16 protein-coding genes are annotated in these 20374 nt (G+C 64.2%); 12 read left to right on the forward strand and 4 right to left on the reverse strand.

Annotated features, from left to right (window positions below; all coding sequences use genetic code 11):
- Position 1: 1 nt before the first annotated feature.
- The 3 genes from P3T23_RS37790 to P3T23_RS37800 form a co-directional block, all read right to left on the reverse strand.
- Complete coding sequence (locus tag P3T23_RS37790) at positions 2–1279, reverse strand: MFS transporter (RefSeq protein WP_429321161.1); 1278 nt, start codon at positions 1277–1279, stop codon at positions 2–4.
- 88 nt (positions 1280–1367) lie between these two features.
- The gene (locus tag P3T23_RS37795) at positions 1368–1592 is read right to left on the reverse strand and encodes an acetyl-CoA carboxylase biotin carboxyl carrier protein subunit (protein WP_074290527.1); all 225 of its coding nucleotides are present in this window, start codon (positions 1590–1592) and stop codon (positions 1368–1370) included.
- A gap of 18 nt (positions 1593–1610) precedes the next feature.
- The gene (locus tag P3T23_RS37800) at positions 1611–3155 is read right to left on the reverse strand and encodes an acyl-CoA carboxylase subunit beta (protein WP_429321162.1); all 1545 of its coding nucleotides are present in this window, start codon (positions 3153–3155) and stop codon (positions 1611–1613) included.
- Positions 3156–3301: 146 nt separating this feature from the next.
- Here P3T23_RS37800 and P3T23_RS37805 point away from each other — a divergent pair, with 146 nt between their 5' ends.
- The 12 genes from P3T23_RS37805 to P3T23_RS37860 all read left to right on the forward strand — a co-directional run bounded on the left by P3T23_RS37805 (position 3302) and on the right by P3T23_RS37860 (position 16760).
- Positions 3302–4246, forward strand: coding sequence for an NAD-dependent epimerase/dehydratase family protein (locus tag P3T23_RS37805; RefSeq protein ID WP_429321163.1), 945 nt, complete (start codon positions 3302–3304; stop codon positions 4244–4246).
- 3 nt (positions 4247–4249) lie between these two features.
- The gene (locus P3T23_RS37810) at positions 4250–4735 is read left to right on the forward strand and encodes an acetyl-CoA carboxylase biotin carboxyl carrier protein (RefSeq protein ID WP_429321164.1); all 486 of its coding nucleotides are present in this window, start codon (positions 4250–4252) and stop codon (positions 4733–4735) included.
- A 21-nt stretch (positions 4736–4756) separates the two neighbouring features.
- The gene (gene accC, locus P3T23_RS37815; RefSeq protein ID WP_429321165.1) at positions 4757–6169 is read left to right on the forward strand and encodes an acetyl-CoA carboxylase biotin carboxylase subunit; all 1413 of its coding nucleotides are present in this window, start codon (positions 4757–4759) and stop codon (positions 6167–6169) included.
- The gene (locus P3T23_RS37820) at positions 6166–7614 is read left to right on the forward strand and encodes a hypothetical protein (protein WP_429321166.1); all 1449 of its coding nucleotides are present in this window, start codon (positions 6166–6168) and stop codon (positions 7612–7614) included. Before accC ends, P3T23_RS37820 begins: the two co-directional genes overlap by 4 nt.
- Positions 7615–7619: 5 nt before the next feature.
- A complete protein-coding gene (locus tag P3T23_RS37825) occupies positions 7620–9110 on the forward strand; it encodes a carboxylase (RefSeq protein WP_429321167.1) in 1491 nt (496 codons plus the stop codon).
- The gene (locus P3T23_RS37830) at positions 9107–9514 is read left to right on the forward strand and encodes a Zn-ribbon domain-containing OB-fold protein (RefSeq protein ID WP_429321168.1); all 408 of its coding nucleotides are present in this window, start codon (positions 9107–9109) and stop codon (positions 9512–9514) included. Before P3T23_RS37825 ends, P3T23_RS37830 begins: the two co-directional genes overlap by 4 nt.
- 26 nt (positions 9515–9540) lie before the next feature.
- Positions 9541–11046, forward strand: a complete 1506-nt coding sequence (locus P3T23_RS37835; RefSeq protein ID WP_429321169.1) for a class I adenylate-forming enzyme family protein — start codon at positions 9541–9543, stop codon at positions 11044–11046.
- 6 nt (positions 11047–11052) lie between these two features.
- Entirely contained in the window at positions 11053–12222 is a 1170-nt protein-coding gene (locus tag P3T23_RS37840; RefSeq protein ID WP_429321170.1) for a thiolase C-terminal domain-containing protein, read from the forward strand.
- Positions 12223–12434: 212 nt separating this feature from the next.
- Complete coding sequence (locus P3T23_RS37845) at positions 12435–13559, forward strand: porin (RefSeq protein WP_429321171.1); 1125 nt, start codon at positions 12435–12437, stop codon at positions 13557–13559.
- Between the two features lie 322 nt (positions 13560–13881).
- On the forward strand, positions 13882–15657 hold the full coding sequence (locus tag P3T23_RS37850; protein ID WP_429321172.1) for an acyl-CoA carboxylase subunit beta: 1776 nt from the start codon (positions 13882–13884) through the stop codon (positions 15655–15657).
- Positions 15611–16552 carry an alcohol dehydrogenase catalytic domain-containing protein gene (locus P3T23_RS37855; protein ID WP_429321218.1) on the forward strand — a complete coding sequence of 314 codons (942 nt, stop codon included), beginning with the start codon at positions 15611–15613 and terminating at the stop codon, positions 16550–16552. The genes P3T23_RS37850 and P3T23_RS37855 overlap by 47 nt, the downstream gene beginning before the upstream one ends.
- A gap of 55 nt (positions 16553–16607) precedes the next feature.
- Positions 16608–16760, forward strand: a complete 153-nt coding sequence (locus tag P3T23_RS37860; RefSeq protein WP_429321173.1) for a hypothetical protein — start codon at positions 16608–16610, stop codon at positions 16758–16760.
- 1999 nt (positions 16761–18759) lie between these two features.
- Here the strand turns inward: P3T23_RS37860 and P3T23_RS37865 are convergent.
- Entirely contained in the window at positions 18760–20229 is a 1470-nt protein-coding gene (locus P3T23_RS37865) for an efflux transporter outer membrane subunit (RefSeq protein WP_429321174.1), read from the reverse strand.
- Positions 20230–20374 lie beyond the last annotated feature (145 nt).

Raw genomic sequence — 20374 nt, forward strand, 5'->3', positions numbered from 1 at the left:
ATCATGGAAGCGCGGCCTCGCCGGCACCCTGGGGCGCCGGGGCCTTGCTGCACAGGCGCATTGCCGCCATCAGGAAGAACAGCGCCGACGCGATGGCCACGATATCCGCCCCCAGCAGCACCTTCGTGAGCGGCGCGCTCACCCCGGCGCGCGCCAGCGCGTCGCTCACCGAGCCAATGGCAAAGCTGCCGATGGCGAAGGCGACGACGTTGATCAGCAGCATGCTGCAACCGGTAATGGTCGAACGCATCTGCGGCGGGGTCAGGCTCTGGATCACCGTGATGGCCGGCCCATACAGCGCCAGCGGCAGGAAGAAACCGGCGCACATCCCGGCATAGAACATCGGGGAGCCGGCTGGCGCAAGGCGGTAAGCGATCATCAGCGGCGCTGCCAGCAGCACCAGTATCAGCATGAACGTAGCGAGCCCGCCGGGGAGGCGGCGCGCATAGCGGTCGCCCAGCGCACCGCCGGCGACGGAACCCAGCGTGCCGAACACGATCATCAGCACGCCGATCGTCCTGGCGATGCCGGCGCCATCGAAGCCGCGCTCGCGCACCAACCATAGTTGCGCGAATGAAAACCCGGCCGCGACCATGTGGACCAGCACGAAACCAATGATCGTCAGCACGATAGTCTGGTTTCCTCGCAGCAGGGCAACGACGGCGCCCACCTGCGCGACGAAAGGCTCGCCGCGGGCGTCTTGCGGCTGCCCGCCGCGGTGCTCGCGCAGCATCGATAGCGGCACCGCGATGGCCATCCCGATCGCGCCCAGCGCAAAAAAAGTCGTGCGCCAGCCATGTTCGGCACCGAACGTGCCGGCGAGCAGGAAGCTACAGCCGATGCCGAGCGGAATGCCCATGAAGAAGAGGCCGATCGCCGCGCTTCGCCGCTGGGGGGCGAAGACTTCATACAGCAGCGCCACCGCGGCCGGGATCAATGCGGCCTCGCCGCTGGCGACGAGAAAGCGTGCTGCGACCATCTGCCCGAACGTGTGTGCCGTGCCGGAGGCCACGGTGCATACGCTCCAGATGAGGAGGCCGACGGCGATCAGGCGGGGGCGGCTGAAGCGGTCGGCGAGCGTTCCCATGAGCACTGACATCACGCCGTAGCTCAACACCCACACCGCACCGCCCAGCAAGCCGTACTGCGCATTGCTGAGCGCCAGGTCCCGCGTGATCTGCGGCGAGAAGCCAAGCAGCATGTTGCGGTCGATCTGCCCCAGAAGTTGAATCGTCAACAGCGTGGCGAGCACGGCGCCCGGCCTGTTCTTCCAGTTCATGCGTGTCTCCTTTTCGGCTACATGGGCCGAATGTGTAGGAATGTCGACATATCGGGCCCCAAAATGCTTTAGCGGAGCCCGTGCGTCCTCAGTCGTGTTCGATCACCGCGAGGTCCTGGCCCTCACGCACCGCTTCGCCTTCCTTGACGAGTACGGAGATCAGGCGGCAGGTCTCGGGCGCTATCACTGGAATTTCCATCTTCATCGATTCCAGTGTCAGAACAACCTGATCTTCATCCATGTTGTCGCCGGGTTGCGCGTCGATCTTCCAGACCGTGCCGGTGATTTCCGATTTGAGTGCTCGTTGGGTCATATTCGTTCTCGGTAAAAGTCAGAAGTAGGTCGGCCACGCGCGCATTTCATGCAGTCCCACACCGGCGCTTCTCGAGCGGCGATGAGTGCGGAAGGCCTCAATCAGGAACGAGCGTGTCTGCTCGGGGTTGATGACGGTCTGCACGCCGAACGCGCCGGCCAGCGCATAGGCCGAAGTGTCTCGCACCAGTTCAGCCTTCAAGGCCTCGAACCGCTGCGCGTCTTCGTTGCGACTGACACCATGCAGCACACCGACTGCGACCTCGGGATCCATGAAGCTCACATCGGCGCCAGGCCACGCGGCCACCTCGTCGCTGTTGCGACCGCCGCCCATGTTGATGTAGGCCTGCCCGAAACTCTTTCGCAGGATGACCGAAACCTTGGGTACGGAACACAGTTGAACCGCGTGAATCATGTTCATGATGTGCGCCGGTGCGGCCTTACGCTCGCCCTCCAGGCCGACCAGGAACCCCGGCGTGTCGACGAGGAACAGCACCGGAATATTGAATGAATCGCAGAGCACCAGAAACGAGGTGACCTTGCGGCACGCGTCGGGGTCCATCGCGCCGGCCTTGAACATCGGGTTCGAGGCCACGATGCCGACGCTCTCACCGTTCAGGCGCGCGAGGCCGGTGACCGCGGCGCGCCCGAACCGGTCCTTCAGCGGGAAGAAGCTGTCGCGGTCGACGATGGCGGGGATAACCTTGCGCATGCCGTAGGTTTTTGCGCGCGCGGCAGGCACCAGTTCGGTGAGCGGCACGCTCAGGGGCTCGACGTCGGCGCCAGCGGTGTGGCTGGGTGCGGCCTCGCCCGCATGCGAAGGCAGGTACGACAGGAAGCGGCGGATTGCGTCCAGCGCCTCCTCATCGGTTGCCACCACCATGTCCACCAGACCGGTTTGTTCCGCATGCAGCCGCCAGCCGCCGAGTTCTTCCGGATCGATCGCTTCGCCGATGGCCGCGGACGTCACGCGCGCGCTCGACACGGCGAGAAACGCGCCCTTGCGCATCACGACGAAGTCTGACAAGCAGGTGTACCACGTCGACGACCCGAGGCACGGGCCGAGCACGGCGCTGACCCAGGGGATCTCGCGGCGGCGGCAATATTGCTGAGGGTCGAGGCCGGCCTGCGCCATCGCTTGCGCGCCGAGCGAATCCGGCACACGCGATCCCGACGACTCGCCGAGGAAGATCAGCGGTACGCCATTGCGCGTCGCAGTCTCCTTGATCCACGCGATCTTGCGCGTGTTGGTGCTCGACGAGGACGCCCCCTTCACGGTCATGTCATTCGAGACCACGGCGACGCGACGCTGCTCGATCCGGCCGAGGCCGGTGATCTTGCCGTCAGCCGGCGTCGACTCGCGATCCGCGGCGACTGCCGACGTGGCAAGCATGCCGATTTCCTTGAACGAACCTTCGTCGAGCAAACGTTCGACGCGTTCCCGGGCGTTCAGCGCGCCGGTCGCGCGCCGCTGCTCGAGCTTGGCGCTGCCCCCCATCGCCAGGGCATGGCGCAGACGAGCTTCGAATTGTTCAGACTGTTCTGAATAGGTAGCAGTGGTCACAGGGGAGGCTCCGAAAGAGGTGTCGCGATGATGGCTACAATAACAGCAAGTCTTATTGTTGACAATGACACAAGTTGTAAATATCATTGAGTCAAAGGGGCAGCCACGGACACGACACTGAAATGAATATTGAGACGAACACCGAAATGAAACGCGTTCTGGTCACGGGTGCGGCCGGCTTCATCGGTCATGCGCTGGTGCAACGCTTGCTCGGCGAGGGACTCGGCGGGCGTGCGGTCGATGAGGTGATCGCGGTGGATCTGAAGTTCGAGGGGCCGAGTGCGGACCCGCGCGTGGTGCAGATTGAGGGCAGCATTTCGGACGCCGCTGTGCGAAAGCGGGCTCTCGCCGCACCGCCAGATACGGTGTTTCACCTGGCCGCCCTGATGGGCAGTGCGGCCGAGCGCGACTACGAACTCGGGCGCCGCGTCAATCTCGATGCCACCCTCGGCCTGATCGAAGATCTGCGCGGCAGCGCCGTGCCGCCCCGCTTCGTATTCGCGAGCAGCGTCGGGGTGTACGGACGTTTGCCGAAACACGCTGACGAGAATGTCTTGCCGGCTCCGGCAGTCACCTACGGCGCGCACAAGCTTGTCGGCGAGATCCTTCTTGCGGATGCGTCGCGCCGGGGTTGGGTTCAGGGCTGTGCGCTGCGTCTGCCAGGCGTCGTGGCCCGTCCATCTGAAGGCCCAGGCATGTTTACCGCGTTCATGAGCCATCTTTTCTGGCGCCTGGCTGCCGGGCAGCCCATCACGTTGCCCGTGAGTCCGTCCGGCAAGGTCTGGTGGATTTCCGTCGGCGCCTGTGTGGACAACCTGCTGCACGCCGCATGCGTCGAACCCGGGCGCCTGAACGGAAGGCGCGCGTACCAGATGCCCGCGTTGTGGCTCTCCATGTCAGAAGTCATCGACGCACTGGCTGACCGATACGGGTCTTCGACGCGAAACATGGTGACCTACGCGCCGGACCCGGCGATCGCCCCTCTGTTTGGCGACAGTGATTCCAGCTTTACGACCACCGAGTCCGAGGCGCTTGGCTTCGTTCACGACGGGACCCCTGCGCGACTGGTTGTTCGCGCGATGGAGAATTGAGAGATGTCACTGACACATTCAGACGTTACCCGGATCCTCGAACTGCTCGATCGAGCCGCCGAACTGGATTCGCTGGAGGTAAGGCTGGGCGACTTCGTCGTTCAGGCAAGTAAGTCTGGCGCGGTCGCCCAGGACAGCGCGGCGGTGTTTCGGCCCGCTGCGCCGGCAGCCATGCAGGCTACGCCGAATGCTGCGCCCGCCGCAGCGTCGCCCGCAGAAGCCGCCGTGCAGATCCCGGAAGGCATGGTCGCGATCCGTGCCCCGATGGTGGGTACCTTCTATAGCAGCCCGCGCCCGGGCGAGCCACTGTTCGTCGAAGAGGGCGGGGTGGTCGAGGCTGACACGACCGTTTGCCTGGTCGAGGTCATGAAAATGTTCAATTCGGTGGAGAGCACCACGCGCGGCATCGTTCACAAGATCCTGGTCCGCAACGGCGAACTGGTGCAGCACAACCAGGTGCTCATGCTGATTGCGCCGCTTCCCGCCTGACCGAAACGAGGAGAGTCACTCATGGTTCCAGTCGTCAAGCACGACATCCGGCGCGTCTTCGTCGCCAATCGCGGCGAGATCGCCGTGCGTATCATTCGCGCCTGCCGCAGCCTCGGCATCGAGACGGTAGCTGGCCTCTCAGAGGCGGACGTCGAAAGCCAGGCCGCGCGCCTCGCCGACCAGCACGTCGTACTCGGCCCGCCCCCGGCTTCGGAGAGCTATCTCAAGATCGCCAATCTGGTACGCGCTGCGAAAGAATCGGGCTGCGATGCGGTGCACCCCGGTTACGGCTTCCTTTCCGAACGCCCGGCGTTTGCTCGCGCCTGCGCTGAAGCGGGGCTCATCTTCATCGGCCCGTCGCCCGAAGCGATCGACGCGATGGGCGACAAGATTACCGCCGTGGGCCTCGCCGCCAAGGCCGGCGTGCCGCGCGTGCCGGGCTCCGGCGCGTTGGCCGACCCTGAAGCCGCGCGCCGGATCGCCGCGGACATCGGTTATCCGGTGCTGATGAAGGCGACCGCGGGCGGCGGCGGACGCGGCATGCGCGTCGTGCGCTCCGACGACGAGGTCGAAGCCGCGTTCAAGTCGGCATCGTCGGAAGCACAATCGGCCTTTGGCGATGCGACGCTCTACGTTGAGAAGTTCATCGAGAAGGCGCGGCACATCGAGATCCAGGTGATGGGCGACCAGCACGGCAACGTCGTGCATCTCGGCGAGCGCGAATGCTCGACCCAGCGCAGGCACCAGAAGCTTATTGAAGAGGCACCGTCGCCGTTCCTGTCGAATGACATGCGCATGCAGATGGGCGAGGCAGCGGTGGGCCTCGCGCGTAACGTCGGGTACTTCGGGGCCGGCACCATCGAGTTCGTGGTCGACGACAGGGACGGCAAGTTCTATTTCCTTGAGATGAACACCCGCATCCAGGTCGAGCACCCGGTCACCGAAGAGGTGACGGGGCGCGACCTGGTGGCCGAGCAGATTCGCGTCGCCTGTGGGCTGCCGCTGTCGTTCAGTCAGCAGGACATCGTGCTCGACGGTCACGCGATCGAATGCCGCATCAATGCCGAGGACCCGGATAAAAATTTCCTGCCGCGGCCTGGACGTATTGATCGGTGGCAGCCACCGTCGGGCGAGGGCGTGCGGCTCGACACGCATTGCCACGAGGGCTACGCGGTGCCGCCGTACTACGACTCGCTGATCGCCAAGCTGATCGTCCATGCGCCGACGCGCGCCGAGGCGATCGCACGAATGAGCCGGGCGCTGGCCGACTTCCACATCGAAGGCCCGGCTACGACGATCGCGTTCCATGAAGCAGTCCTCGAGCACGACGATTTTGCGAAGGGCCAGGTCACGACCCGCTGGGTCGAAGACACTTTTATTCCGGCCCGCAAGGCGGCGCTGAAGGCGGCCAAGGCCGTGGAGGTGCAATCATGATCGCGCGCGTTCAGTTCTCCGATGTGAGTTTGACCGACGGACAGACCGTCACCTGGTCGGGCGCGCTGACCACGGCGATGGCGCAGCTTCCGCTTGCGCGAATGGCGGGAACCGGCCTCGCTGAGGTCGAGGTCATCAGCACCACTACATTTCGTGAGTGCCTTGCCCGCGACGAGGATCCCTGGCAACGCGTCACGGCACTGCGGGGAAGCGCCGGGCCGCTGGTACTGCGCGCACGCCTCGACCTCCTGACCGAACACGGAGGCCGCGGTGCCGACGTGCTGTCGCCCGATGTCGGCGCGGCCTGGATCGCCGAGCTCGCCGCGCGTGGCATCGCACAGGTGGTCATCGTCGATCCACTTTTGCAGCGCGACCGGTTGCGCCCGATGTTCCTCGCGGCGCGCCGGGCCGGTGTCAGCGCCATCGGTGTGCTGCCGTACGACGCCGCCGAGCGGCGCACGGACGCGTGGTACTGCACGCAGGCCGCGCATCTTGTGGCCGACGGCGCCGAGCGCGTGATGTTGCGCGACGAGGCTGGCGTGCTGACGGTGGACCGCATCGCGACCTTGATCCCCTTGCTGCTTGAGACGCTGCGGGCAACGCCGTTGCAATTGCATACGCGTTGCCAGACGGCGCTCGCACCGCAGGTCGTCATCGAAGCGGTGCGCCTAGGCGTGGCGGGCATCGACACGGCACTGCCGTACGTGGCCAACGGCGCATCGGTGCCGTCGATGACGAGACTGGTGCGCTCGCTCGCACTGCTCGGCGTCGACGCCGAGGTTCCGGACATGGCCGGTGTTGCCGAAGCCGACGCGGAGCTGGCGCGGATTGCCGACGCTGAGGGCTTGCCGGCGGGTGCACCCTGGGTGTTCGACGTGGGGCCCTATGTCCACCAGTTGCCGGGAGAAATCGCGGCGCAGGCGATGGACGCGTTGGCCCAGTCCGGTCAACTTGCCGGGCTGCACGCGTTCGCCGAGGAATGCGCTCGCGTGCGCGCCGAGGTCGGGAACCCGCCGATGGTCGCGCCGTTCGCCGGGCCCATCGCGGCCCAGGCGTGGCAGCACTTCAGCGGCATGGCGCGCTATGCCGAGCTTCAGCCCGGCCTGCGCCGCATCCTGCTCGGCGCCTACGGGCCGCTCGATGACGCAGTCGATCGCGGACTGCAGCAACGCGTCGGAGCGCTGGAGAAGATTGAATGCAAGAGCCTCGAGGACATCCGCCGCTCGATGCCTCTGCTTGATGATGCCTTGCGCCTGCTGGCGCATGCTTTCGCGGCAAACCCGTCGTCACTGCCCCGTGCGTCGAGCGCCGCCGAACTGACTTATCGGCCGGCCTCACCCTGGGACCGCCTGGCGCTTGGGCTGGTCCAGCGCTCGCAGCGTTACGCATTCCTGAGCGTGACGGGCCCGGGCGTCGATATCCGCCTTCACCAGTGCAAGGAGTAGCCTCAATGTTCGAACACCTGAAGAGTCTCGTCGCGGCTCAGACCGCGCGCACTGGCAAGCGCCGCACCATCCACCTGACAGACGACACGTTGCGCGATGCCCAGCAATGCCTGTGGGCCACCCGCATGCGCACTGAGCACATGCTGCCTATCGCCGAACGCATGGACCAGGCCGGCTTCGTCTCGATGCAGACGATCGCGCTGGTCCAGTTCGATGCGAGCGTGCTGTTCCTGAACCAGGACCCGTTCGAGCGCATCCGCCTGCTGCGTGAGCGGATCACTTGCACGCCGATGCGTGGCGCCGTTCGTAGCAACCTGATGCGCGGTTTCTTTCCGGTGGCCGACGACATCACCGACCTCTTTGTCGAACGGCAGATCGCCAACGGCATCCGCGAAATTGCAGTATTCGATGCCTTGCTGTGTTCGGACAATCTCGCCTCGAGTATCGGCACGGCGCATCGGCTCGGCGCCAATGTGACGCTCGGCCTCGGCTACAACATCGCGCCCGGCTATGATGACGCGCTGTATGCGAGGAAAGCGCGCGAAGGCGTCGAGCGTTTCGGCGTACAGGTTGTCGCGCTCGGCGATGCGGCCGGCATTCTCACGATCGACCGGGTCCGCACGCTCGTGCCGGCGTTGAAGCAGGCGATCGGCGACAAACGGCTGGAATTCAACACCCACTGCCTGACCGGGCTCGGGCCATGGCTCGCGATCGAGGCCGCCGTGCACGGCGCGGACAGCATCCTGACGGCAGTCGATCCGCTGGCTAACGGCAACTCGCTGCCGGCCAGCCAGATGATTGCGCGCAATCTGCGCGAGATTGGCTTTGATGTCGTGGTCAACGACGGCTTGCTCGACGAGGTCGGGGACTACCTCGGCGCAGTGGCGCAACGGGAGCAGCAACCGGTCGGGGTGCCTGCCGAGTACGAACCCAGTCACTACGTCACCCAGTACGCGGGCGGCGCGATGAGCAATCTGGAATCGCAACTCAGGCAAGCCGGGATCGCCGACAAGCTGCCTGCGGTGCTCGAAGAGATTGGCCGCGTGCGCGTCGAACTCGGCTCGCCGATCATGGTCACGCCCTATCCGGCGATCGTGGCCGCCCAGGCGGTGATGAACGTCCTCAACAACGAGCGCTATAAGGTGGTGCCTGACGAAGTGAAGAAGTATGTCTGCGGCTATTTCGGCGAGTTGCCCTTGCCCGTGGATCCCGACGTCAAGGACCGCATCCTCCAGAACGGCTCCCGCGATGTCGCGCTCACACCGCCGCCGCTCGAGCCGGTGGTGCCGGGCCTTCGCAAGCGCTACCCGAAGCTGGACGACGACGGCATGCTGCTGCGCTATATGTACGGCGACGAGAAGATCGACGGCCTGGCACCCACGGGTAACGGCGACGAGTTCAGCGTGCGCAATCCGCTCGCCGATCTGGTCGCAGGCCTCGCACGGATTCGACGACGCGTCCAGGTCACTGGCGCGACCTTTGGAGCCCGCACATGAGCCGGCCGCTGCCCCAACCGACCACGGAGACCGCGCCGTTCTGGGATGCAGCCAGGGCGGGCAGGCTCGCGATACAGCGCTGCACCGCCTGTGCACGGCATCAGTTCTACCCCCGACCGTTCTGCACCGCCTGCCTGTGCGACGACATGGAATGGATTGACGCCTGTGGCCGGGGACGAATCTACACCTACACGATCTGCCGCATTGCCGCGAACCCGGCGATGGCCGACAAGGTGCCTTACGCGATCGCGATGATCGACCTGGAAGAGGGGGTTCGCATGCTCACTCAGATCGTCGATTCCGACCTGGATCAGCTCGGCGTCGGCGCGCCGGTCGAAGTGGTGTTCGAGTCGGTCAGCGACGACATCACGCTTCCTCAATTCAAACTTTCGGTGGCTTCATGATTACAGACTCGTTCGATGCCGGCGCGGTGAAGTTTCCCGACCGCGTCTGCCTCCAGGATTCGAACACCCGGCTCACCTACCGGGAGGTGGAGAGCGATTCGCATGCGGTCGCCTTCGCTCTCGGCGAACTCGGCCTCGGCGACGCCCATGTCGGTATCCTGACGCCGAATAATCTGATCGGCTTCGTCGCGATGCTCGGTATCCTTCGCTCCGGCGCCACTTATGTGCCGCTGAACGGGCGCGACGCCATCGACGACCTGATCTGGTTCATGCATTTCACCGAGGTGAGGGCGCTCGTGTGCCACGCGCAGTTCGCACCGCACCTGGCGCGCATTCGCGAAGGCGTACCGACGCTGAAGGTCGTGATCGGCCTCGACGAGCCAGTTGAGGAAGGCGGGCCGTGCATCGCCGGCTGGAACCGCGCCCACGCGGGCCGCCGCGTCGCGGTGCGCAAGCCGCTCGACGCTGTCGCGCAGATCAAGTCGTCCGGCGGCACCACCGGACGGCCCAAGGCCATCATGCAGACCCATCGCTCGCTGCTGACGGCATACCGCATCCAGAACCAGTTTTCCGTGCCCGGGAAGGACCCCGTGCATCTTGTGGTGGCGCCGCTTACGCACGCCGCGGGCGCGACGACGATGGCGATGGCGATCTTCGGCGCACGCAACGTGCTCACGCCGACGCCTGACGCCGGCGGCATCCTCGAGGCGATTGAGCGCGAGAAGGTCACGCACCTGTTCCTCACGCCGACCATGATCTACCGGTTGCTCGCGCATCCGGACGCCAGCCGTCGCGATGCTTCGTCGCTCGAATGCGTGATGTACGGCGCCGCGCCGATGTCGGTCGAGAAGCTGCGCGAGGCGCTGGCCTTGTGGGGGCCGGTGTTCTTCCAGGCCTACGGACAGGCAGAAGTACCGGGCGTTATCACCTGCCTGTCGCGCTCTGACCATGCCGTCGGCGACGATCCGAGGCACCTTAAGCGCCTAAGCTCGGCGGGGCGGCCAACGGGCGCCTGCGAAGTGGCGCTGATGGATGACGACGGGCGCATCGTCGGCGTGGGCGAGCGCGGCGAGATCGTGGCCAAGGGCGAATTGGTGTCGCCGGGGTACTTCAACAACCCGCAGGCCAATGCCGATGCGCACCAGTTCGGTTGGCATCACACCGGCGATATCGGAGAGTTCGACGCTGACGGTTACCTGTACATCGTCGACCGCAAGAAGGACATGATCATCTCCGGCGGGTTCAACATCTATCCCGGCGAGATCGAACAGGTGATCTGGGGGCATCCAGCAGTGCAAGACTGTGCCGTGGTCGGCATCCCCGACGAAGACTGGGGTGAGCGCGTCACCGCGGTGGTCGAACTCAAGCCCGGCCAGTCGGTCAGCGCCGACGACCTGATTGCGATGTGCAGGCAGCGCCTGGGCAGCACCAAGGCCCCCAAGGATGTGGTGTTCTGGGAAACGCTGCCGCGCAGTACGGTCGGCAAGGTGCTCAAGAAGGACATCCGCTCGCAGTTCGGCGCGAAGAGGTAGGCGGCGATGAAGAAGCATGCACTCGCTCACCAATATGCGATCGTCGGCATCGACGAGGCTGGACTCGGCAAGGCCGGCCCCGGAGACACGGCGCTCAGCCTGCAATGCCGCTCCGCGCGCGGCGCGATGCTCGATGCCGGCCTCGCGCCGCACGACATCGATGGCGTGTTCGCCTACTGGGACGACCGCGCGGCCGGGCTGCTGGTTACCGAATACCTCGGCCTGAAGCCACGCTACGTTGACAGCACCCTGGTGGGCGGCCAGTCGAACATCACGAACCTCGTGCACGCGATCGGCGCCATCGAGGCCGGCCTGTGCAACGTGGCGCTGATCACCTACGGCAGCACGCAGCGGCTGGACCGCAGCCGGCGGGCGGGAGGCCAGGCTACCGACCCACGCTCGCCCAACGGACAGTTCATCCAGCCCTATGGAATGCTGAGTCCGATCGGTTTCTACGCGATGCAGGCCCAACTGCACATGCATCGTTACGGCACGAAGCCGGAGGACTTTGGCGAAGTCGCGCTGGCTGCCCGCAAATGGGCACAGATGAATCCGAACGCGGCAGCGCGTGAGGACCTGACGATGGAGGCGTACCTCGCTGCGCCGATGGTGTCCGACCCGCTGCGCAAGTACGACATCTGTCAGGTGACCGACGGCGCCGGAGCGATGATCGTGACGCGCGCAGACCGCGCCCGCGACCTGAAGCACCGTCCAGTCGTCGTGCGCGGCTTTGACGACGCCTACCTGCACCATACGACGCCGCTACGCAGCAACGACTGGCTCGACGACGGTGTGCTCGCGACGTGCGGTGCCAACGCACTTGCGATGGCGCAGACGAGCCGCAGCGACCTTGACGTCGTGCAGATCTACGATGCGTTCACGATCAACGTCTTGCACGGCCTGGAGGCGTTGGGCTTCTGCGCGCCGGGCGAGGCGGGCGCGTTTGTGCGCGACGGCCGGATCGCGCCGGGCGGCGCATTCCCACTCAATACGTCGGGGGGCGGGCTGTCGTTCAACCACTCCGGACAATTCGGCATGCAGCTGATGATCGAGGCGGTCCGGCAGATGCGCGGCGAGGCCGGGGAGCGCCAGGTGAAGGATGCGCGATCGTGTCTGGTTCAGGCCGGCGGTCTCGTCATGTCGGCGTACATGGTGATGGTGTTGGGCGTCGACTGAACATGCTGTTAGCGGTACCGATGGCGCACACCAAACGCCGTCGTGTCTGCCGATGCGGTGTTTCGTCGTGCTACTGGCAAGGTGTTGAAAAACTGCCTGCGTGGGCGGTTTGAGCACTATCCGTCGCCGTCATTTGATGGCAGCGACGGATTACGTTGTGAAGGTGGATCTGGCAGTTACGGGTTGAGCACATAAATTAATTAGGATACAGAATGAAGTTGAAAGGAATCGCTGTGGCCGCGTTGGCCGCAATCGGAACATCCGCGTACGCGCAGTCGTCCGTGACGCTGTATGGCGTCATTGATTCGGGGCTGCTGTATCAGAGCACCTCGGCGGCCTCCTTCAGCCCGACGGCGAAGAACCTCGGGAAGGTCTATCGCTACAAGGACGGCGGCATCTATTCGAGTCTCTGGGGCATGAAGGGCACCGAGGACATTGGCGGCGGCTACTTCGTCAACTTCAAGCTGCAGGGTGTGTTCGACAGCGGCACTGGCAAGTTCGGCCTCTCTGATACGCCGGGCGTTGCGGCGCAGTTCAATCAGGTGGCGACCGTCGGCCTTTCCGGCCCATTCGGTTCGGTCAACCTGGGCCGCCAGATCGTGCCGATGGCCTACGCGATGGCGGAGACCGACGTTCGCGCGGGCCAGTACTTCGGCAGTATTCTGACCGCGTGGCTGGGCATGAACACGGCGGCGGGCTGGCCCGGCACCAGTACCAACGGACCGATCGGCGCGCTGTATGACAGCAATGCGATCGTCTACCAGTCGCCGAGCTTCGGCGGCGTGAGTGGCGCGCTCGAATACGCGCCGGGTGGCGTCGCGGGAAGCTTCCAGGGTGGTACGCGCGAGTCGGCGGTGCTGAAGTATTCGAACTACGGGCTGAAGCTGTCGGCGGTGTACTACAACGGTCATGACACCAACCCCGGTCCGACGACGGTCCCAACCGGGTTGGATAACAATCGCTTGTGGTATCTGGGGGCGCTTTACACCATTAAGAGCTTCTCGGTCTCGGCGTCGTACACTAACGGCAAGAATCCCGCGCACTCGAACCTGGTCGACCTGGACCTGTATTCGGTCGGGCTCGGCTATCGCTTTACGCCAGCATTCCAAATCACGAGCGGGCTGTACTACATGAAGGACAAGAATAACTCGGCCAACAAGTCGACTGAGATCGCCGCGGGAGCCGAATACAGCCTTTCCAAAGCCACGCTGGTTTATGCGCAGGTCGGCTACGTGAACAACAAAGGCAATGCGACCACCACCATCACCTATGGCGCGCCCGTGGCGCCTGGCATGGGCACCACCGCGGTCAATATCGGTCTGCGTCACTCTTTCTGATCGATCCAGAGACCGGCTTGCGCATCGCTGCATCCGAACAAAGGACCGGGTCCAATGAGTTCCAAAAGAATTGCTAGGTATGCCCTGTCCTGGGCCGCAGCACAGTTTCGTGATCGGCCCGCAGTCGTGTTTCGCGACCGCAGTTTCAGCGTTGTGCAGATTGAACGGCGCAGCGACCTTGCGCCAAGCCGATCGCCGCCTACAAGAAGCCGCGCGTGATCGAATTTGTCGATGCGCTGCCGCGTAACCACGCAGGCAAGGTGACCACGAATGACTTGCGCGACGCCTAGCTGGCGCGCCATCCCGACGGAGCAATTTCCCAATGAATTCGACACAGACACCCCTGCCGGTTGCAGGCGAATGGGCCGACGACTTCCATGAGTTGGCGCAGCGCCGCGCGATTGCGCGAGAGCTGGGCGGGGAGGAGCAGGTCGCGCGCCATCACGCGCAAGGCAAGCTCATGGCGCGCGAACGCATCGATCACCTGCTCGACCCCGGCAGCTTCGCCGAGATCGGCATGCTGGCCGGTACCGTCAAGTACGGTGCGGATCGCAAGCAGGAGCACTTCACGCCCAGCAATGCTGTCGCCGGTATCGGCAAGATCGACGCGCGGCGAACGGTTGTGGCGGCCGACGACTTCACGATCCGCGGGGGCTCGTCAGAGGGCTCCGTGTCGGAGAAATGGACCTATGCTGATCGCTACGCGTGGGAATACAAGCTGCCGATCGTGCGCATGGTCGACAGCGCCGGCGGCGGCGTCAAGCTGCTCGACAAGCTCGGCCACACCAAGATCCCCGGCTATGCCATGCTGCCGATGACACAACTGCTCGGCGCCGTGCCGGTAGTCGGCATCGCGCTGGGCGCCTGCGCAGGCCTGGGTGCGGTGCGGGTTGGTTCTGCCCACCTTTCCATCATGATTCGCGGCAAGAGCCAGGTCTTCGCCGGCGGTCCACCGGTGGTGAAGCAGGCGCTGGGCATGGACATCGACAAGGATGCGCTCGGCGGCTACGACACGATGCACCGCTTCAGCGGCGCGGTGAGTCTCGCCGTCGATACCGAAGAAGAAGCACTGCAGGCCGCGCGACGCTTTCTGTCGTATCTGCCCGGCAATGTGTGGGAACAGCCGCCGCGCGTGGCGTGCGAGGATCCGGTCGATCGCTGCGACGAATGGCTGAACCGGGCCATCCCGGCCGACAGGCGCAAGATCTTCCAGCCGCGCAAGATCCTGAAGGCGATCTTCGATGAGAGATCGCTCTTCGAGATATCGCCCGACTTCGGCGGCTCGACCATCACCTGCCTCGCACGCCTGAACGGCCATGCGGTGGGCGTAATGACGAACAATCCCATGGTGATGGGCGGTGCCCTGACGCGAGCCGCAGCCTTGAAGATGGCGCGCTTCGTCGACCTGTGCGACACCTTCCACCTGCCGATCGTCAACCTGGCCGACCAGCCGGGCGTGATGACCGGCCCCGACGCCGAACGTGAAGGTACGCTGTCAGCCGCATTGCAGGCCATGCATGCGATCGAACAGTCTGGTGTGCCGTGGCTTGCCATCGTGCTGCGCCGTTGTGTGGGGCTCGCCGGTGCCATGCTGAGCCCGTGGGAGCCCTCGGGCACTGCGCTGCCGAACCGCTATGCGTGGCCTTCGGCGCGCTGGGGTTCGATTCCGGTGGAGGGCGGCGTCGCCGCGGCATACAAGCAGGACATCGCCGCCGCCGCTGATCCGGTCGCGCATCGCCTGGAGCTCGAGGCTCACTACCATGCAATCTCGTCGCCACTGCGCACGGCCGAACGCTTCGGTATGCTCGACATCATCGAACCTGCGACGACGCGGCCGTTGCTGTGCGCCTGGATCGAAGACGCGTACCAGGCGAACGAGCCGTCGTCTTGGCCCGGGAGGCCGAACGATGCGCTGAAGGAGCATTGCCACAATTCGTACCAACTCAAGAAGTATTGCCATGAAAGCCTATCAACTGTTCAACTGGCAAACCCAGCCACGCCTCGTGGATGTTCCTCAGCCGACAGCCGGTCCGAATCAGGTTCTGGTCAAGGTGGGCGGCAACGGCTTGTGTCATTCCGATTTGCATGCGGTCGATGATCTGACCTGCTCTCCGCCGCACGTGGATATTCAACTGCCGATGACGCTGGGCCACGAGGTGGCGGGCTGGATCGAAGCGCTGGGGCCGGGCGTGCGCGGTCTCGACGTCGGTCAGCCGTGCGCGCTCACGATCGCTGGTTGCGGGCAATGCATTCTGTGCGCCCAGGGCTGGAACAACTATTGCCGCAGCCGCGGCAAACAGGTTGGCATGGGGCTGGACGGTGGCATGGCCGAGTACGTTGTCGCGCCTGTCGGCGCCATCGTGCCGCTGCGTTCGCTCGCGCCGTGGCAGGCGGCGCCGCTGACGGACGCCGGCTTGAGTTCGTATCACGCGGTCAAGCGCGTCCTTCCGTTGCTCACACCGGGCAGCAGCGTGGTGGTGATCGGCGTCGGTGGCCTCGGTCATCTGGCAGTCGCAGCTTTGAAGGCAACTTGCGCTGCGCGGGTGGTCGCCGTCGACCAGAGGCCGCAGGCGCTGGAACTCGCCACCAGCATGGGTGCCGACATCGGCACGCTGGCGGACGACACGACGGCGTGGCAGATTCTCGACGCCACCTCTGGAGCCGGCGTCCAGGCCGTGCTCGATTTCGTCGGCGTGAATCCGAGCATCCAGCTAGCACGTCAGGTGATTCGCCCGCTGGGCCATATCGTCGTGGTCGGCCGCGGCGGTGGCTCAATTGACTTCAGCCCGCACGGGCTACCGTACGGTGCTTGCATCAGTTCGACGTTCGGCGGCAGCAAGCTCGAACTGATGGAACTACTTGCCTTGGCGGAGGGCGGCAGGATTGCTTGCCACGTTGAGCGTCACCCTTTGAGTCAGGTGGACGCGGTCTTCGACAAGCTGCGCCGTGACGAAATTATCGGCCGAGCCGTGATCGTGCCGGATGGTCATTGACCAGGCCAGGCAGCGATCGTTTGCATGAGACGCTGGAGCCAAAAAGGCCATCTGCGTGAACTCCACACGCATACCGGCAAGCCCGGCGACCAACGCCGCGGATTTCGGCCTGTCCACCTACGAAGAACAACGCGCCCAGCTCGACGAGCGTGTCCGCGTTGCGCTCTCGCGGGCACGCTCGAGGTACGCCGCGCGAGCGGCAACCTGAACGCGCGCGAACGCATCGAGCAACTGCTGGAGCTGGCTTGTTCAGCGAGACGGGCATCCCGGCGGTTTCGGCGCGGTGGCCGCAACAGCGACGCGGTGGCGGGCTGGACCAGCGCCGATGTCAGCATCCCGGACCCGCAGATCGGCGTCAGCGTCCGATACGGCGTCAAGCGGGAGGACGCCCCCGGACGCTTTGATCGGCAAAAAGCCGAACTGGCGCGCGACACCTCGGCTTACGCACTGGCCGGCGCCTTCGGTGTTCAGTCGGTCACTGCACCGAACCAGACGCCCGCAAGGTCCGCTTCATGCCTGAAAGCTGCCATCGACTTGGTGTCCGCTCGAGGGGCCGGTTCGGGTCGATAGCGCCTGTTCGATTTCTCTGAAAGCGGTCGTTCAAAAAGAGTGAAATAGATGGGTGCTCGAACGGCCGGACTGGCCGAGCACCCGTCGGCCGACGTGTCTAGGCGAATGGCCGGTGTGACCTGATAACTGCCATCGAAGTGTCGCTGGGACGGTTACGAGTCGCCATGAGTGAGAGGAAAGCAGGTTGACCCACGTCGGTGCAGTTAAAGGTGAGCGATGGGATCCGGACGGACGCACGTTCAGGTGAGGGGAGGCGGGCGCGGCGGCTGCACTGCGGCATAACAGTGGCGTCGATAATGTGTGCAAGCTTGCTGCGGGAACGTGCTGGACCAACAGGAAACACTCCGGCAGGCCGGGGGCGAGGGCGATTTTTTCAGTGCATTTCCGGTGACGGTATACTTGACGGTATCAGACCCAGTGCATTAAAGAAAAGCCTTTAAATTCAATGACATTCCGATGCAAAAGATAATAGAGTGGGAGTAGGCGTGCTAAAAATCATATTTAAAATCAATGACATACGTTTCGTATCAGATTATTCGCGGAAGCTCTAAATTCGCGAGAATAGGGCGCTAACTGATTGATAAATATGAGGGTTTTTGTCATTTCAATCTGTACCCTTCCGGTTGCAGCGGGCCCAGTTTGACGGTATTTCTGACGGTATACGCGGGCAGCCTGTGCAGAGGTCTGCTTGATACCGTCAGAGGCGTTGCCGGTATACGTGACGGTATCTGGAACCGAGTGACAGGGGGCCTGATTGCTGTGACGCCGATATGTCAGTAGTTCGATTTCACGGGTGTTCCGGCTCCTGATCACACTCCTGATTGTCGCTGGATAACAAATTAGGATGACATAGTCTATTGAGAGTTGACTTGCTCGCGCCTCGATCTTCGCAACCTGGACTCCATGTCAGATCGAGCCTATGTCAATAGACATCGGGAAGAGAGCGGCCACGAGGCGTTATTCGCGCATACCATCGGTTTGACGTTCAGACGTCGGGTCAGCATCTGCAAACGGTCACTGGACTGCAAAAGACGAACGTTCCTTGATCGGCCATTCCCGTCGTTCGCGACCGTTCAATATTGTCGGTCGCGAATGGCCGCTGTCGAGAAAATCGAATCCTCCTTGCCGACCCTCTCCGGCCGTCGGAGCTACCTCGACGTCAACGGCGGCTTCCGAGGTCCAACGGTCATCCGTTAGTCCGCAGCCGCCGGCACATTCTCAGCCATTGCGTACTCGTGATCCGCCCGCAGCCACCATCCCCCGGCGTCAGAATAGATATCGTCTCTGAATTTTTTCAATTTGAAGCGATCAGCGGTGCAGGTTGAAGACGACCTGTAACGGGTCACCTAGGGGTTTGAGACTTTCCCTGAGCCTTGCGAATACGATCGCTTTGCAGCGGACGCCGGATAGACGGTCGCGTTGCAGTGGGGGGCCGCATGCGATAGGGAGCTCGTGTTCCCTGACAGGCGGAGGGAACGGCCCCGCGTGTCAGCGGTGCCTGTTCACCACACTCAGGCCGTCTCGCCACGGTCAGGTATTCCGCGTCCGCCCTTGAAAGCGACTGCTTTACCCAACACCCTTCGCCGCTAATAACCACTTCCTGAATGCCGCGCGTCAGGGCATCCAGATTCCGCATCCTACCTGGCCCGAACCGGCGCACTTGGGCTGCCGCTTGCAACCCGAGGATCAGCGGGCAAATCCCACCCACCACCGAGCGCGCGAAATGCGCTCACGGCTGCGCGCGCCGCATCTGCCCGAGTACTGTCCAGATCGTCACGCGCCACGAGCAGTTGACGATCCGCGTCCAGTACGTCGGTGAGCGTGATGGCGCCTGCCTTGTAGGCGCGCTCCGACAGATCGCGTGCGCGCGTCAGTGAGCCAACTTCATCCTGCAGTTCCTGACGGCGCGCTTCCGTTTGCGCAAGCGCCATGAATGCGTTCTCGACGTCTTCGGCGGCTTTCAGGACCGTCTGGCGATACAGGGCAAGCGCCTCGGCGTTGGCGCCGCGCGCCTGAGCGACCTCGGCGTCGACCTTGCCGAAATCGAACAGGCGCCACCGCAGCGCTCCTGTCCCGACGGACTGGAACGCCCTCGCGGTAAAGAGGTGGTTAGCGCTATTGCTGTCGAAGCCAAGCGCACCAGAAAGTGAGATCTTCGGGTAGTAATCCGAGATCGCGGCACCGATTCGCTCGTTGGAGGCCGCAAGCCGCCGCTCGGCTGCCTCGATGTCTGGGCGGCGTCGCAGGACATCCAGCGGCTGATCGTTATCTCCGATCGCGGGAATGGCGGGAATTGCGCCTGGTCCGGCCAGCTCCTGCGCGTAGGTTCCCGGCTGGGCGCCCATCAGCACGTCGAGACGGTTCAATTGCGCTTCCAGCGCCGTGCGCAACGTGGGAACAGTCGACCTGGCCTGCTTGAGAAGCGCCTCTGCCTGAGCAATCTGCCTGTCGTCCGCGGCGCCCGCACGACGCCGGACTTGAACCAGCTCCAGTAGGCGAGCATCCGTATCGATCTGGTCCTGTGCGACCGCAAGCCGGGCCTGAAATCCCCGGATCTGCAGGTATGCATCCGCAGCGTCTGCAGCAACAGTGATGCGCGTACCGAGTTGCTCTGCCTGAGCCGCTAGCGCTTCGTCGGTTGCCGCAGCGGCACTGCGGCGCAGCCCACCGGCGAGGTCGATTTCCCAGCTTGCCGCGGCACCCACGTTGTACTCCCGTTGATCGCGGCTGTAGCCGGGGAAAGTGCTTGCGAGCGCCCCGAGCGGGCTGAGAAGGCTTTGATGCAGGGCCGAGCCCGTCGCATCGAGATCGATCGTCGGCAGAAGTTGCGCGCCTGCCGCGGACGCCGACGCCCTGGCCTGCTGGACACGGGCAAACGCGGCGGCAAGATCGAGGTTCTGGGCCAGAGCGCGCTCGACGACCGCGACGAGCATCGGGTCGTTAAAGCCCGTCCACCACGTGTCGAGGTGGGGGGCGGGTATCGTCGCATGCTGGGCGTTGGCCTCAACGCGATTGTGGAACGGTGCGAGATTTGTGGTGGGCGCCACATAGTCCGGCCCCACGGCACAGGCGGTTATGCCGACGCTGAGGACCAGACTGGCTGCCATGGCCCCCACCACATTTCGCGGCTTTCTGTGTTGCGACGGCCCGAGCGTCTCCAGCGCGAGATATTGTCGCGTTTCATTAACCGCTTTGGTGGTGCCAGTCGCATGGCACACACCGGCGTGTTCCTGGCGCTGAAGGACGCTTGTT

This window comes from Paraburkholderia sp. GAS448, assembly GCF_050435685.1.
GTDB lineage: Bacteria > Pseudomonadota > Gammaproteobacteria > Burkholderiales > Burkholderiaceae > Paraburkholderia.

Bases quoted from the DNA above. Each gene is read 5' to 3' on its own strand.
- P3T23_RS37790 (WP_429321161.1), bottom strand. From the start codon at position 1,279: ATGAACTGGAAGAACAGGCCGGGCGCCGTGCTCGCCACGCTGTTGACG.
- P3T23_RS37795 (WP_074290527.1), bottom strand. From the start codon at position 1,592: ATGACCCAACGAGCACTCAAATCGGAAATCACCGGCACGGTCTGGAAG.
- P3T23_RS37805 (WP_429321163.1), top strand. From the start codon at position 3,302: ATGAAACGCGTTCTGGTCACGGGTGCGGCCGGCTTCATCGGTCATGCG.
- P3T23_RS37810 (WP_429321164.1), top strand. From the start codon at position 4,250: ATGTCACTGACACATTCAGACGTTACCCGGATCCTCGAACTGCTCGAT.
- accC (WP_429321165.1), top strand. From the start codon at position 4,757: ATGGTTCCAGTCGTCAAGCACGACATCCGGCGCGTCTTCGTCGCCAAT.
- P3T23_RS37820 (WP_429321166.1), top strand. From the start codon at position 6,166: ATGATCGCGCGCGTTCAGTTCTCCGATGTGAGTTTGACCGACGGACAG.
- P3T23_RS37825 (WP_429321167.1), top strand. From the start codon at position 7,620: ATGTTCGAACACCTGAAGAGTCTCGTCGCGGCTCAGACCGCGCGCACT.
- P3T23_RS37830 (WP_429321168.1), top strand. From the start codon at position 9,107: ATGAGCCGGCCGCTGCCCCAACCGACCACGGAGACCGCGCCGTTCTGG.
- P3T23_RS37840 (WP_429321170.1), top strand. From the start codon at position 11,053: ATGAAGAAGCATGCACTCGCTCACCAATATGCGATCGTCGGCATCGAC.
- P3T23_RS37845 (WP_429321171.1), top strand. From the start codon at position 12,435: ATGAAGTTGAAAGGAATCGCTGTGGCCGCGTTGGCCGCAATCGGAACA.
- P3T23_RS37850 (WP_429321172.1), top strand. From the start codon at position 13,882: ATGAATTCGACACAGACACCCCTGCCGGTTGCAGGCGAATGGGCCGAC.
- P3T23_RS37865 (WP_429321174.1), bottom strand. From the start codon at position 20,229: ATGGCAGCCAGTCTGGTCCTCAGCGTCGGCATAACCGCCTGTGCCGTG.